13 protein-coding genes and 1 rRNA gene are annotated in these 14692 nt (G+C 58.9%); 7 read left to right on the top strand and 7 right to left on the bottom strand.

Annotated features, from left to right (window positions below):
• The first annotated feature begins 4 nt into the window (after positions 1 to 4).
• Both rrf and mrdA read left to right on the top strand, forming a co-directional pair.
• Positions 5 to 120 (top strand): 5S ribosomal RNA (gene rrf, locus AC193Q_RS11090).
• A 236-nt stretch (positions 121 to 356) separates the two neighbouring features.
• The gene (mrdA, locus tag AC193Q_RS11085) at positions 357 to 2249 is read left to right on the top strand and encodes a penicillin-binding protein 2 (protein WP_483879540.1); all 1893 of its coding nucleotides are present in this window, start codon (positions 357 to 359) and stop codon (positions 2247 to 2249) included.
• A 75-nt stretch (positions 2250 to 2324) separates the two neighbouring features.
• Here the strand turns inward: mrdA and AC193Q_RS11080 are convergent, their stop codons facing one another.
• From AC193Q_RS11080 to AC193Q_RS11060, 5 genes are all read right to left on the bottom strand, one after another.
• Positions 2325 to 2996: a hypothetical protein gene (locus AC193Q_RS11080; protein WP_121186424.1), complete on the bottom strand. Its 672-nt coding sequence runs from the start codon at positions 2994 to 2996 to the stop codon at positions 2325 to 2327.
• Between the two features lie 83 nt (positions 2997 to 3079).
• Positions 3080 to 3286 (bottom strand): helix-turn-helix domain-containing protein, encoded by a 207-nt coding sequence (locus AC193Q_RS11075; protein WP_003226632.1) that lies wholly within the window; start codon positions 3284 to 3286, stop codon positions 3080 to 3082.
• A gap of 9 nt (positions 3287 to 3295) precedes the next feature.
• A complete protein-coding gene (locus AC193Q_RS11070) occupies positions 3296 to 3901 on the bottom strand; it encodes a DUF2975 domain-containing protein (protein WP_041069052.1) in 606 nt (201 codons plus the stop codon).
• A 218-nt stretch (positions 3902 to 4119) separates the two neighbouring features.
• Positions 4120 to 4524, bottom strand: coding sequence for a lysozyme inhibitor LprI family protein (locus AC193Q_RS11065; RefSeq protein WP_121186422.1), 405 nt, complete (start codon positions 4522 to 4524; stop codon positions 4120 to 4122).
• A 58-nt stretch (positions 4525 to 4582) separates the two neighbouring features.
• Positions 4583 to 5503: an ADP-ribosylglycohydrolase family protein gene (locus tag AC193Q_RS11060; protein WP_047295304.1), complete on the bottom strand. Its 921-nt coding sequence runs from the start codon at positions 5501 to 5503 to the stop codon at positions 4583 to 4585.
• 186 nt (positions 5504 to 5689) lie between these two features.
• On the opposite strand from AC193Q_RS11060, the gene AC193Q_RS11055 reads away from it, so the two are divergent.
• Both AC193Q_RS11055 and AC193Q_RS11050 read left to right on the top strand, forming a co-directional pair.
• Positions 5690 to 6178 (top strand): SRPBCC family protein, encoded by a 489-nt coding sequence (locus AC193Q_RS11055; protein ID WP_041069044.1) that lies wholly within the window; start codon positions 5690 to 5692, stop codon positions 6176 to 6178.
• Positions 6168 to 6986 carry an aminoglycoside phosphotransferase family protein gene (locus tag AC193Q_RS11050; RefSeq protein ID WP_047295302.1) on the top strand — a complete coding sequence of 273 codons (819 nt, stop codon included), beginning with the start codon at positions 6168 to 6170 and terminating at the stop codon, positions 6984 to 6986. The genes AC193Q_RS11055 and AC193Q_RS11050 overlap by 11 nt, the downstream gene beginning before the upstream one ends.
• Positions 6987 to 7329: 343 nt before the next feature.
• On the opposite strand, the gene acnA is transcribed toward AC193Q_RS11050, so the two are convergent.
• Positions 7330 to 10071 (bottom strand): aconitate hydratase AcnA, encoded by a 2742-nt coding sequence (acnA, locus tag AC193Q_RS11045; RefSeq protein ID WP_483879539.1) that lies wholly within the window; start codon positions 10069 to 10071, stop codon positions 7330 to 7332.
• Between the two features lie 222 nt (positions 10072 to 10293).
• Here acnA and rlmM point away from each other — a divergent pair, with 222 nt between their 5' ends.
• Positions 10294 to 11367: a 23S rRNA (cytidine(2498)-2'-O)-methyltransferase RlmM gene (rlmM, locus tag AC193Q_RS11040; RefSeq protein WP_483879538.1), complete on the top strand. Its 1074-nt coding sequence runs from the start codon at positions 10294 to 10296 to the stop codon at positions 11365 to 11367.
• Between the two features lie 178 nt (positions 11368 to 11545).
• Positions 11546 to 11797, top strand: coding sequence for a sulfurtransferase TusA (gene tusA, locus AC193Q_RS11035; RefSeq protein WP_007961802.1), 252 nt, complete (start codon positions 11546 to 11548; stop codon positions 11795 to 11797).
• 48 nt (positions 11798 to 11845) lie between these two features.
• Here tusA and AC193Q_RS11030 read toward each other — a convergent pair whose 3' ends face one another.
• Positions 11846 to 13255 (bottom strand): MATE family efflux transporter, encoded by a 1410-nt coding sequence (locus tag AC193Q_RS11030; protein ID WP_047295296.1) that lies wholly within the window; start codon positions 13253 to 13255, stop codon positions 11846 to 11848.
• A gap of 218 nt (positions 13256 to 13473) precedes the next feature.
• Here AC193Q_RS11030 and pdxB point away from each other — a divergent pair, with 218 nt between their 5' ends.
• The gene (gene pdxB, locus AC193Q_RS11025) at positions 13474 to 14616 is read left to right on the top strand and encodes a 4-phosphoerythronate dehydrogenase PdxB (protein ID WP_131671824.1); all 1143 of its coding nucleotides are present in this window, start codon (positions 13474 to 13476) and stop codon (positions 14614 to 14616) included.
• Positions 14617 to 14692 lie beyond the last annotated feature (76 nt).

Below are 14692 nucleotides of genomic sequence, written 5' to 3'. Positions count from 1 at the left end.
ATTTCTTGACGACCATAGAGCGTTGGAACCACCTGATCCCATCCCGAACTCAGAAGTGAAACGATGCATCGCCGATGGTAGTGTGGGGTTTCCCCATGTGAGAGTAGGTCATCGTCAAGATTAAATTCCGAAACCCCAATTGCGAAAGCAGTTGGGGTTTTGTTTTGCCCGCAGGAAAGTGCTTGGCTCGCCAAGATCAGACGATACAGGTGTTCCAACCGTCGCCAGGACTGCCATTGGAGAAAATCCTTCTGAAGTGACCAATCGGTTTTTGGTATGGTGCAGCTCGTTTTTTAACGGATTGATGTCATGCCCATGGATCGGCGCTCAAATTATGTCAAAGAGTTGCTGTAGAAATGCCTGAACCCATCCCGATCAAAGATCATGAAAAAGAGAAGCGCTTGGTCAACAAACGGTTGATCGCCTGCGCTTTGTTTGTCTTTGCTATCAGCTGCGCGCTGGTGGTGCGCTTGTACATCCTGCAGGTGGTTGAATACGACTACCACTCGACCATCTCTGAAAACAACCGCGTGCACGTCTTGCCGATTCCGCCGACGAGAGGCCTGATCTACGATCGCAATGGCGTGCTGCTCGCTGATAACCGTCCTAGTTACAACCTGATCATCACCCGCGAACGCGCCACTGATGTTAATCAGGAGCTGGACGAGGTGATCAATCTGCTGCATTTGCCCGCTGAAAATCGTACGGTTTTCGATAAGGCCATGAAGCAGTCCCGTCACCCGTTCACCCCGGTGACGCTGTTCTATGGACTGACGGAGGAGCAAATCGCCGTGTTGGCGGTTAACGAGTTCCGTTTGCCGGGCCTCGATGTCGAGCCGCAGTTCGTTCGGCATTACCCGCTGGGTCCGCACTTTGCGCATTCAATCGGTTACGTTGGCCGGATTAACGAAAAAGAATCCAAAACCCTCGACTCGGTGGAATACCGCGGCACGCAATCCATCGGTAAAACCGGCATTGAACGCTTCTACGAAGCGCAGCTGCACGGTCACGTTGGCTACGAGGAAGTTGAGACCAACGCCCAAGGCCGAGTGTTGCGAGTGCTCAAGCACACCGATCCGGTCCCTGGCAAAAACATCGTTCTAAGTCTTGACGTCAAACTGCAGGAAGCTGCTGAAGCCGCACTGGGCGACCGCCGTGGTTCGGTGGTGGCTCTCGATCCATCCACTGGTGAAGTGCTGGCCATGGTCAGCAATCCGAGCTTCGACCCGAACCTGTTCGTCACTGGTATCAGCTCCAAGGAATACTCGGCGCTACGCGATTCCATCGATCGGCCGCTGTTCAACCGTGTGCTACGCGGCCTGTATGCACCGGGTTCGACCATCAAACCCGAAGTGGCGATTGCCGGCCTTGATGCCGGTGTTGTGACCCCGCAGACACGAGTCTTCGACCCGGGCTATTACCAGCTCCCGGATTTCGATCACAAGTACCGTAACTGGAACCACAGCGGCGATGGCTGGGTGGACATGGACGCGGCGATCATGCGTTCCAATGACACCTACTTCTACGATCTGGCGCACAAGCTCGGCATCGATCGCCTGCACGACTACATGGCAATGTTCGGCCTCGGCGAAAAAGTCTCGCTGGACATGTTCGAAGAGTCGCCCGGTTTAATGCCATCTCAGGCCTGGAAACGCGCCACGCGCCGTCAAGCCTGGTTCCCTGGGGAAACAGTAATCCTGGGCATCGGCCAAGGCTACATGCAGGTCACGCCGCTACAACTGGCTCAGGCCACCGCACTGATCGCCAACAAGGGCGTTTGGAATCGACCGCACTTGGCGAAGACCGTCGATGGCGTTGCGCCGGTCGACGAGCATCCTATGCCGAATATCCTGCTGAAGAACCCGCGTGACTGGGATCAGGTCAACCACGGCATGCAGATGGTGATGCACGATGCCCGGGGTATCGCGCGCGCCGCAGCGGCCGGTGCGCAGTACCGCATCGCCGGCAAGAGTGGTACGGCGCAGGTGGTGGCGATCAAGCAGGGTGAGCGTTACAACCGTGAGAAAACTCTCGAACGGCATCGCGACAACGCCTTGTTTGTCGGCTTCGCTCCGGCAGAGCATCCGAAGATCGCCATCTCGGTGATGATCGAAAACGGTGAGGCCGGTGGTCGGGTTGCCGGTCCCGTGGTGCGGCAGATCATGGACGCCTGGCTACTGGACCAGGACGGCCACCTCAAGCCGCAATACGCGGCGCCGGCCAAGCCGCCGGGTGACCCGCACGTGTAGCCGGAATGCGCTTCACCGCTCCGGCTCACGTTGGCTACGCCGTGAAGCTGTCGAGACAGAGGTTTGGGTAACAGACTATTTGCAGCTGTAACCCTCGGGCATCGTGACGCTGTAGTTACGTTGCACGCGATCCTGGAAGTCCAGATTGTGCAGGCCCTGTTCGACCAGAAAGGCCTCGACCTTAGCGGCCTGACAGTCCTCGTTATAAGACGACGCCCGCAGCAGATACACCGTGCGTTTGCTCGCCTCATCCCGGGCGGTGGCAATAAAGGTACTTAAGGTGGTATAGCCGATTCGCTCCGAAGTACCTACCGGACCATAGGTCGTATTGGGCTTACTGGTGCAGGTCAGTCGGTCATCTTTCTTCTTGGTATTTTTGCAAACGGTCGTAGTACTGGTTGGCACTTGCCCATAGTCGGTAGCGGTATAACGGTAAGACACTTGCCGGCTGCCGATATCGAGGCTGATGGTCATTTTGATCGGTGCGTGATTTCTGGGCAGGCTGGCGTCGGTATAGACCTCTTGGAAACCCCTGTCTTTCAATGCGTTGACCATGTCGCGGAGATAGTAGCGGGCACTCAGTGCGTTTTCATCAGCGCCATTCGTCGAGGTCACCAGTACGGTTGCCTTTCGGTCGAACTGATAGTCCGGATCAGGAATTGCATTGAGTGCTACGTCAAATTGTGTGGCGCAGCCGCTGAGTGACGCTGTCAGCAATAACAGCGTGCATAATAAAAAACGGGACATGACAAAGCCGCCTTGAAACTAAGGATTGAATAAGCGTTAACGATTGGGACCTGCGACAAATAACTCGCCGTCCGGAGAATATCTCAGTCTTTCTGGTATTCCAGCAGATCGCCCGGCTGGCAATCGAGCGCAGCGCAGAGCTTGTCCAGAGTTGCCATCTTCACGCCTTTGACTTTGCCGTTTTTGAGCAATGACAGATTGGCCTCGGTTATTCCGAGCAAGGCGGCTAACTCTTTCGAGCGAATTTTTTGCGTGGCCATGACGACGTCAAGGCGGACGATAATGGTCATTATGTTGTTCTATATGTATTGGCTTTGCTCATCGCTGAGTACTTTTGCGTCACGCATGATAATTGAAAAGATACAGAGTAATACGCCTTTGATTATCTCGTAGGCAGAAGCGGAAGACAGGCCGATCGAGAACTGGAAAATCCGATCCCCCGGCGGCAGATCTATCGACAACGCCAGCCCTTGCAAGGTCTCTATTAGCGGGTAGGTTGCCGGAGAAACGATGCAGAGTACGCCCACTCGCCAGAGCACCCTGATGTTGCGGTCGGTCCATGTTTCGCCGCGCGACAAGCGCAGAAAAAACAACCCGGTCAGCCATAACGCGTAAGCCGACAGGACAACGGGCAGGAAATCCAGAAAGACGATCAGCGCAGTGACCGTTGATGACAGCCAAGTGTCAGGATCAAGCAATGCACCTTCGACAAACGGGTCAAGCAATTGCGGCGAGCCTTCTGCAAAGGCATAAAGCAGGCTTGCCAGCATTTCATCCTTCTTGAAGAACCAGATCGTCACGTTGCCACCGACCTCCGTAACCCCCAGAACCCAGACAAGAATCGCAGCCAGCAGCCCGATCCAGTGCATGCGCTGCGGCGCCAATCCGTTGATGTGAGTACTCATGAAAATTCCTGGTTGTTACAATTTGGTAGCGAATTTTCGATGAAAAATTATCTTATTACAATAATTAATTTTGATTTTGTTGCTGCTCCACCTGCTTCTGTTCCGGCTCCGCGCAATCGCTTGTAATGGTGCGGAAATCGATTCACTGGCCAGCGAGCCGAAGCTGCGCCAAGTGTGGAATCAACAACCCTGGCGGCAAGACCGAAGCCACTACACAATCAGGTCCCTGGCACTGGGCAACTCATGTCACCTTCCTGACACTTCAAATACTGCTTCAGCGCCTCAATCCGTGCCTTGGTCACAGCGGTCAGGCAATTGCTGTAGATCAGCGGATAAACACTCCCGCCCTCGACCCCGGATGCCGAAAACTTGCACTCGGTATCGCGAAACCCGATCCACGCTCGCTGCGCACCCACCAGCAGCTTCTTGCGGTCAGGGTTGTCCTTCAAACGGCCGATGATCTGCTGATACACCACGTTCAACTCCTTGTCAGTCGACTTGAATTCCTGCCCGGCACACTGGTTCATGGTGGCCTGGTCGCTGGCATTGGCGCAGTCGACGGCAGCGTGGGCGAGGGGGCTGAACAGAAAGGGTGTCAGGGCCAGAAGCAGGCGTGGCGACATTGGGTAATCTCACTGAGTCGGATGGAAAGTGCAGTGCAGTCTAGCGGCTATGGAGCGTCTAATCAGGGACGCGTAGCCGGGAGGCGTCGAGCAGGCGATCTGCGGTGGCTGCAATCTCCTCGCCGTCATGGAGCATTTCCAGCCAGTGGGCGGGAATCGACCGAATGCCGTAGTAGGCCCCGGCCAATTGGCCGACGATCGCGGCAGTAGTGTCGGCATCATCGCCCAGGTTGGCGGCTTGCAGAATCGCCGCAGCGAAACCGTCAGTGTGATGAAAACACCATAGCGCCGCTTCCAGCGACTCGACGCTGTAGCCGCTGCCACGGATTTCGCTCGCCGACTTTGCGAGGTAATCACCTCGGGCGATGGCTGCGACTTTTGGCTGAACGAAGGTTGTGTCTGGCAATTTGCGCAATTCTGACTTGGAGGCGCCTAGCAGTGCTTTGCTGAGCACTTCGGCAAATAATTGACAGCATTCGATGGCTTCAGGTGCAGCATGGGTGGTTCGCGAACTGTCACTGGCGAACTGGCGAATCTGCCGGGCATCAGGGAAATAAAACAGCACCACCGGCACCAGGCGCATCAGCGACCCGTTGCCGGCGGTAAACGGGTCGGTAGATCCCGCGAACGGCTGACCGGTTTGCTGATACCGCGACAGCGCCTGGCTGACCGTCATGCCGATATCGAAACAATCACCGGTTGAACTGAGATACCCCCATTGCCACCAATTCAGATAGCGTCCCATCTGGTCCGCGGCATCGAATGTGTTTTTCCTCAGCAGGCTCTCCGCCAGGCACAGCGCCATCGAGGTGTCATCCGTCCATTGCCCGGGTTTCAAGTGAAAGGGGCCGCCACCGACCATGTCCGTCAGCGGCTGGAATGAGCCTCTTGGCCTGAACTCCACCGTGGTGCCGACGGCATCGCCGCAAGCGAGGCCGAGCAGGGCGCCGCGATAACGTTCGGAGAGAGAGGGCTGCATGCTTCGTCCTTGTCTGTGTCTATCTCGCAGGAAACGGTAACAGGTTCATCGCAGGGGGGCGCTCGTTTCAATGAACGGAAATGCCGCTGAATGTTTCCTTTGGATTGGACGGGTGCAGCCCTTTGATACAACTTCAGGTTGGACATGTGGTCATACAAGCCTACTGTTCAAAACAGGAGGTGACTTATGAAACCGGTACCCAATAGTTTCGAACGAAAAATCGCGCTCAAGGCGCCACGTTCATATGTCTGGCGTGCATTGGTCGATGCCGAGGCGTTTGGCCAGTGGTTTGGTGTGGCACTGGAGGGCAGGCGGTTCATTGCCGGGGAATGGACGCAAGGGCAGGTCACCTATCCCGGTTATGAGCATGTGCTGTGGAACGTACTGGTGGAGCGGGTGGAGCCGCAGCAGCTGTTTTCGTTTCGCTGGCATCCGTACGCGGTCAATCCGAACATCGACTATTCCCAGGAGCCGACAACGCTGGTCAAGTTCGAGCTGCAGGATTACGAGAGCGGCACATTGCTCAAGGTGTCCGAGTCCGGTTTTGCGCATATCCCCGATGTGCGGCAGAAGGAGGCGTACTACATGGACAGTCGTGGCTGGGAGGAGCAATTGAGTCGACTTGAACAGTTTCTCGCCGAAAGTGCGAAGACGCGCGAGCGTGATGGTGACTGATAGCGCAGTATTTGAACCCTGGCTGCAACGCTGGGCGCTGGTACCGGATGGTGAGCCGATCATCACCCCGGGTAGCCGTTTGTTACCGGTGAATTACGGTGATGCGCCGGCCATGCTCAAGATCGCACTGGATACCGACGAACAGTACGGCAATCGGCTGATGGTCTGGTGGGACGGTGACGGCGCCGCGCAGGTGCTGGCCCATCATGAGAACGGTCTGCTGCTGGAACGGGCGATGGGGCGGCGTTCGCTGATGCACATGGCGCTTCATGGTGAAGACGACGACGCCACCCGGATCATGTGCACGGCGCTGGCGCGCTTGCATGCGCCGCGTCCGACGCCATCACCGCCGCTGGTGGAGCTGGCACCGTGGTTCGCGTCGCTGCGAGTGGCCGCCGCCAAACATGGCGGCGCTTATGCCTTGAGCCTGCAAACGGCTGAAGCGTTGCTCGCAGACCCGCAGGATGTGGTGGTGTTGCACGGAGACATGCACCACGACAATGTCCTTGATTTCGGTAAGCGCGGCTGGCTGGCGATCGATCCCAAGCGGGTACGCGGTGAGCGTGGTTTTGACTACGCGAACCTGATCTGCAACCCGGATTTGCCGACGGCTGGTGATGCCGAGCGTTTCCGGCGGCAGGTCGACGTCATTGTCGAGGCCGCCATGCTGGATCGCCAACGGTTGCTGCAGTGGGTGCAGGCGTTCGCCGGGTTATCTGCCGCCTGGTTTATGGAGGATGACCAGCAGGAGCAGGCCATCGGACAGCTGAGCGTCGCGTACATCGCGGCCTGCATGCTCGGTGCCTGACGAGCGTAGGGGTTTTCGGAAGGGCTTTTATAGCGAATGTCTTACACGCGGCGGTAGCTTTTGCGACTATTGCCGATTGGATCCACGGCGTAATCTATATCCATCAACTGAGACACAGGGAGTGTTTCAGGATCACGGATGATCGACCATTAGCAAGGATCGCTGCCGACAGGGAGTCGATAATGGTCTTGGGAAAAACCCGCTTCGGCGGGTTTTTTTTCGCCTGTAGAAAAGTACATCACCCTGTAGGAGCTGCCGCAGGCTGCGATCTTTTTGATCTTGCTTTTGAAAGCCAAAATCAAAAGATCGCAGCCTGCGGCAGCTCCTACAGGGAAACGTGTTTTCAGGAAGCAATCAGTTGGCGCAGGACGTAATGCAGAATCCCGCCCGACTTGAAGTACTCCACCTCATTCAACGTATCGATGCGGCACAGCACGTCGAGCTTCTCCTGGCGGCCGTCATCGCGAGTGATGACCAGGGTCAGGTTCATGCGCGGCGTCAGCTCGACGCCAGTCAGCCCCTGGATATCAAGGGTTTCCTTGCCTGTGAGGTTCAGGCTCTTGCGGTTCTGATCGAGCTTGAACTGCAGCGGCAACACGCCCATGCCCACCAGGTTGGAACGGTGGATGCGCTCGAAGCTTTCAGCGATCACCGCTTTGACACCCAACAGGTTGGTGCCCTTGGCCGCCCAATCGCGGCTGGAGCCGGTACCGTATTCCTGACCGGCGATTACCACCAGCGGCGTGCCCGAGGCCTGATAACGCATGGCGGCATCGTAAATCGGCATTTTCTCGCCGCTCGGGATGTAGATCGTGTTGCCACCTTCTTCGCCGCCGAGCATCTCGTTACGAATGCGGATGTTGGCGAACGTGCCGCGCATCATCACCTCATGGTTGCCACGTCGTGAGCCGTAGGAGTTGAAGTCCCGCGGTTCCACGCCTTTCTCGCGCAGATAGCGCCCGGCCGGGCTGTCAGTCTTGATGTTGCCGGCCGGGGAGATGTGGTCAGTGGTCACCGAATCACCGAGCAGCGCCAAAACCCGCGCACCCTTCACGTCAGTGATCACCGGCAATGGGCCGGAAATGTCGTCGAAGAACGGCGGATGCTGGATGTAGGTCGAATCGTCCTGCCACACATAGGTGGCGGCTTGCGGCACCTGGATCGCTTGCCACTGTTCATCGCCGGCAAACACCTCGGCGTATTCCTTGTGGAACATCGCGGTGTTGACCTGATTCACCGCATCGGCGATTTCCTGGCTGCTCGGCCAGATATCGCGCAGGTACACCGGATTGCCTTGCTGGTCGTTACCCAGAGGCTCGCTGCTGATGTCAGTGCGCACACTGCCAGCCAGAGCATAAGCGACCACCAGCGGTGGCGAGGCCAGCCAGTTGGTCTTGACCAGGGGATGTACCCGGCCTTCGAAGTTACGGTTGCCGGACAGCACCGACGCCACGGTGAGGTCAGCTTTCTGAATGGCCTTCTCGATCGGCTCCGGCAATGGCCCGGAGTTGCCGATGCAAGTGGTGCAGCCATAACCGACCAGCGAAAAACCGAGCTGATCAAGGTATTGCGTCAGCCCGGCTGCCTTGTAGTAGTCGGTGACCACTTTCGAGCCGGGGGCCAGCGAACTCTTGACCCACGGCTTGCGCGTCAGGCCTTTCTCCACGGCTTTTTTCGCCAGCAGACCAGCCGCCATCATCACGCTCGGGTTGGAGGTGTTGGTGCAGGAGGTGATGGCGGCGATCACCACCGCGCCGTTTTTCAGACGATAGGTGTGGCCTTCATATTCGTATTCGGTTTCGCCGACCAGATCGGCGTTGCCCACGGCCACCCCACCGCCGCCCTCGCTTTCCAGGCGGCCTTCTTCCTTGCTGGTGGGCTTGAATTGCAGGTCCATGAAATCACTGAAAGCCTGCGCGACATTCGGCAACGAGACCCGGTCCTGCGGGCGCTTTGGCCCGGCTAGGCTGGCTTCGACGCTGCCCATGTCCAGCGCCAGGCTGTCGGTGAACACCGGTTCCTGACCAGGCAGGCGCCACAGGCCCTGAGCCTTGGTGTAGGCCTCGACCAGTTTCACCACTTCAGCCGGGCGGCCGGACAGGCGCAGGTATTCGAGGGTTACGTCATCGACCGGGAAGAAGCCGCAGGTCGCGCCATATTCCGGGGCCATGTTAGCGATGGTCGCGCGGTCGGCCAGGGGCAGGTCGGCGAGGCCGTCACCGTAGAATTCGACGAATTTGCCAACCACACCTTTCTTGCGCAGCATCTGCGTGACGGTCAGCACCAGGTCGGTGGCGGTGATGCCTTCCTTGAGTTTGCCAGTGAGTTTGAAGCCGATCACTTCCGGGATCAGCATCGACACCGGTTGGCCGAGCATCGCCGCTTCCGCCTCGATTCCGCCGACGCCCCAGCCGAGTACGCCGAGGCCATTGATCATGGTGGTGTGGGAGTCGGTGCCGACGAGTGTGTCGGGGAACGCGTAGGTGCGGCCGTCCTCATCCTTGGTCCATACCGTGCGCCCGAGGTATTCGAGGTTGACCTGGTGGCAGATCCCGGTGCCCGGTGGCACCACGCTGAAGTTGTCGAAGGCGCTCTGGCCCCAGCGCAGAAACGCATAACGCTCGCCGTTGCGCTGCATCTCGATGTCGACGTTCTGTTCGAAGGCGCTCGGGGTGGCGAATTTGTCGACCATCACTGAGTGGTCGATCACCAGATCCACCGGCGACAGCGGGTTGATTCGCTGCGGATCGCCTCCGGCCTTGGCCATCGCCGCACGCATCGCAGCGAGGTCGACCACGGCGGGCACGCCGGTAAAGTCTTGCATCAATACCCGGGCAGGGCGGTACTGGATTTCCCGATCTGAGCGGCGCTCCTTGAGCCAGGCGGCGATGGCCTTGAGGTCGGCGCCGGTGACAGTTTTTTCATCTTCCCAGCGCAGCAGATTTTCCAGCAGGACTTTCAGCGACATGGGCAACTGGTCGATGTTGCCCAGGCTTTTCGCGGCATCCGGCAGGCTGAAATAGTGGTAGGTTTTTTGGTCGATCTGCAGTGTTTTAAGGGTCTTCAGACTATCGAGGGACGGCATTACGATCACTCCTTTGAGTCCGCACGGCTACGGACTGAGGGGACGGGCAGAGCTATCAACGTAGCCCTGTTTTCAGTAGCTGGCTAATAACTGGACTCTATCGATAAGTCCAAGGTTCCGAACTCGGCTATCATGCGCCGGTTTTCGTGACAGGCTTTGCTTCACCGCAAGGCTTGAGCAGCGTGCAGGGGCCGAATATCCGCCCTCTGCCCAGGAGTAAGAATGAACACCCTATTCATGCATTGCCGGCCAGGCTTCGAAGGCGAAGTCTGTTCGGAGATTTCCGACCTCGCCGCCCAGTTGAATGTGGCCGGTTACGCCAAGGCCAAACCGGCCACCGCGTACGCGGAGTTTGTCTGCAGCGAAGCAGACGGCGCCGAGCGCCTGATGCGCGGCCAGCGTTTCGCCGAGCTGATTTTTCCGCGCCAGTGGGCGCGCGGTGTATTCATCAATCTGCCGGAAACCGATCGCATCAGCGTGATCCTCGAGCAGATGGCGGAATTCCCGGTCTGCGGCAGCCTGTGGCTGGAAGTGGTCGATACCAACGATGGCAAAGAGCTGTCTAACTTCTGCAAGAAGTTCGAAGGCCCGCTGCGCAAGGCGCTGACCGGTGCCGGCAAACTGGTGGACGACGCCAGCAAACCGCGCCTGCTGCTGACCTTCAAAAGTGGCCGCGAAGTGTTCCTCGGCATGGCCGACGCCGGCAACTCGGCGATGTGGCCGATGGGCATTCCGCGCCTGAAGTTTCCGCGCGAAGCGCCCAGCCGTTCGACCTTGAAACTGGAGGAGGCCTGGCACCATTTCATCCCGCGTGATCAGTGGGATGAGCGCCTGCACAGCGACATGACCGGTGTCGACCTCGGTGCGGCACCCGGCGGTTGGACCTGGCAACTGGTCAACCGCGGCATGCTGGTGACCGCCATCGACAACGGCCCGATGGCCGAGAGCCTGATGGACACCGGACTGGTGCAGCACTTGATGGCCGACGGCTTCACCTTCAAGCCCAAGCAACCGGTGGACTGGATGGTCTGCGACATCGTCGAGAAGCCGGCGCGTAACGCGGCGATGCTGGAAGAATGGATCGGCGACGGTCATTGCCGCGAAGCGGTGGTCAACCTCAAGCTGCCGATGAAACAGCGCTATGCGGAAGTGAAGCGCTTGCTCGAGCGCATCGCCGATGGCTTCAAGGCGCGCGGGATCAAGGTCGATATTGGCTGCAAGCAGCTGTATCACGACCGCGAGGAAGTGACCTGTCATTTGCGTCGGCATGACATCAAGAAAGCCAAATCCCGCTGAGTCACCATTAAACCCTGTGGGAATGTCTCTGTGGTGAGGGGATTTATCCCCGAGGGGGATGCAGCGCATCCCCACTCTTTGGGGCCGCTTCGCAACCCATCGGGGATAAATACCCTCGCTACAGATGACTGAGCACCCGGCAATGCGCGACAATGCCGGCCAGTTTCAGGAGTGAATCATGAGTGAAATGATCGATACCCCGGTCGACGGCACCCTCGACGCCACCGGTCTCAATTGCCCGGAGCCGGTAATGATGCTGCATCAGCACATTCGTGATCTGGTGCCGGGCGGCCTGCTCAAGGTGATCGCCACCGATCCCTCGACCCGTCGCGACATTCCCAAGTTCTGTGTGTTTCTCGACCACGAACTGGTGGGGCAGCACGAAGAGGCCGGTACTTATCTGTACTGGATCCGCAAGAAGTCCAATTGAATCAGGACAAAAAAAGACCTGCATGTGCAGGTCTTTTTTTATGGCTGATCAGCCCACCGAACGACTGATCCGAATACGCTTGCGTGCACTGCGCGTCAGGCGAATCGACAACATCAGCGCCGCGCAGCTCAGGCCGACAATCAGCCCTTGCCACAGACCGCTTGGGCCACGCGGTTCGCCGAGCCAGTCGGTCAGACCGAGGGCGTAACCCACTGGCAGGCCAATGCCCCAGTAGGCGAACAGGGTCAGAATCATCGTTACCCGGGTGTCCTGATAACCGCGCAGAGCGCCGGCAGCCGTCACCTGGATCGCGTCGGAGAACTGGAACAGCGCCGAGTACACAATCAGCATTGCCGCAATCTGGATCACCATCGGATCGGCGGTGTAGATCGACGCGATCGGCTCGCGCAGCAACAGCATCATGCTCGCCGACAGGCAGGCATACGCCAGTGCGGTGCCCATGCCGACGCCGGCGGCAAAGCGTGCTTCCCGCGGCTCTTCACGGCCCAGCGCCTGGCCGACACGCACCGTGACGGCCATGCCCAGCGAATACGGAATCATGAACACCAGCGAGCTGACGTTCAGCGCGATCTGGTGCCCGGCCACCACGGTGGCGCCAAGGCTGCCGATCAGCAGGGCGATCACGGCGAAGATGCTCGACTCGGCAAACACGGCGATGCCAATCGGCAGGCCGATCGCCAGCAGACGTTTGATCACCGCCCATTGTGGCCAGTCGAAGCGGCTGAAGATCTCACTCGAACGATACGCCGGCGCCCAGCGCTCCCATCCGGCCAGACCCAGCGCCATGACCCACATCACGATGGCCGTGGCCCAGCCACAGCCCACGCCACCCATGGCCGGCACGCCGAAGTGGCCATAAATGAAGATGTAGTTCAGTGGAATGTTCAGCGCCAGACCGCACAGACCCAGCACCATCGCCGGGCGGGTACGGCCGATGCCGTCACTGGTGCAACGCAGCACGTGATAGAACGCCACCGCCGGCAGACCGCTGGCAATGCCGTGCAGGTATTGCATGCACGGGCCGATCAGTTCGGGATCGACTTTCATCAGGTGCAGCACCGGCTCGGCGGCGACCAGCATGCACGTGGCGATCAGGCCGACCACCAGTGCCAGCCACAGCGCTTGACGGACAATCGGGCCGATTTCGCTGTGGGTGCCGGCGCCAAAACGCTGGGCGACTTTCGGCGTGGTGGCCAGCAGGGTGCCAGTCATCAGCAGAAACACCGGGACCCAGATCGAGTTGCCCAGTGCTACCGCTGCCAGGTCACGCGGCCCGACACGGCCGGCCATCACCGCATCGACGAAGCCCATGGCGGTGGTCGCCAGTTGCGCGATGATGATCGGCAGCGCGAGGGCGAGCAGATTCCTGAATTCCAGGCGAATTCGCGCGGGGCGGGTGAGTGAGGCAGCGAGCGGTTGATCAGTAACAGAATTCACAGGCAAAGCGTCCACAGGGATTGATGCGCAAGGCGCCGCATTCTACGCCGCTGACGCTTTGGTCAGGAAAAATCCTCTGTTGCGGATTTGTAATCTGTAGGAGCTGCCGCAGGCTGCGATCTTTTGATCTCGATCTCGATCTTGAAAAACAAAATCAAAAGATCGCAGCCTGCGGCAGCTCCTACAGTTAAACTGCCGATCCGCCCAAGGAGCCCGCCATGCTGATTGTTGCCGACGAAAATATCCCCCTGCTCGATGCGTTTTTTGCCGGTTTCGGCGAGATCCGCCGGGTACCGGGCCGTGCCATCGACCGCGCGACGGTCGAGCAGGCCGATGTGTTGCTGGTGCGTTCGGTGACCAACGTCAATCGTGCTTTGCTCGAAGGCAGCAAAGTGCGTTTCGTCGGCACGTGCACCATCGGTACCGATCACCTCGATCTCGATTATTTCACCGAGGCCGGCATCACCTGGTCCAGTGCACCCGGTTGCAATGCGCGAGGTGTGGTCGATTATGTGCTCGGCAGTCTGATGACCCTGGCGGAAATCGAAGGCGTTGAATTGCCGCAACGTACTTATGGGGTAATCGGTGCCGGTGAAGTCGGCGGTAGGCTGATCAAGGTGCTCAAGGGCCTGGGCTGGAATGTCAAAGTCTGCGACCCGCCGCGTCAGGCAGTCGAGGGCGGTGATTACGTGAGCCTCGAGCAGATCATCGAGCAATGTGACGTGATCAGTCTGCACACGCCGTTGACCCGTACCGGCGCAGGCGCGACCTGGCATCTGTTCGATGAGCCGCGTCTGCAACAGCTCAAACCGGGTACCTGGCTGATCAACGCCGCCCGTGGCCCCGTGGTGGATAACGCTGCGTTGCGCAACGTGCTGCTGGCGCGTGAGGACCTGCAAGCGGTGCTCGACGTGTGGGAAGCCGAGCCTGAAGTCGATGTCGACCTCGCCGAGCTCTGCGTGCTGGCCACGCCGCACATTGCCGGCTACAGCCTTGATGGTAAACAGCGCGGCACGGCGCAGATTTATCAGGCTTATTGCGAATTCATCGGTCAGACGCCGAGCATCCAGCTCAGTGACTTGCTACCGGCACCGTGGCTGTCAGAAGTGACCCTGCACGCCGACAGCGATCCGGCCTGGGCGCTGGCGATGTTGTGCCGCGGGGTGTACGACCCGCGCCGCGATGACGCGGATTTTCGTCGCAGTCTTGTCGGCAATGTCGCGGAACAGCGTGCGGCATTCGATGTGTTGCGCAAGCAGTACCCGGTGCGGCGCGAGATCGAGGGGCTGAAGGTGCGGATCGACGGAGATTCGCAGCAGTTGCAAAAGATTGTGGCGGCGCTGGGGGCGGTGGCTGTCTGAAGTTCCTGTAGGAGCTGCCGGAGGCTGCGATCTTTTGATCTTGCCTTTGAAAAACAAAGTCAAAAGATCGCAGCCT

It is taken from the genome of Pseudomonas sp. F2 (assembly GCF_057174385.1).
Note: the sequence above shows the minus strand (reverse complement) of the source record. Positions and strands in the feature narration are given on the sequence as shown.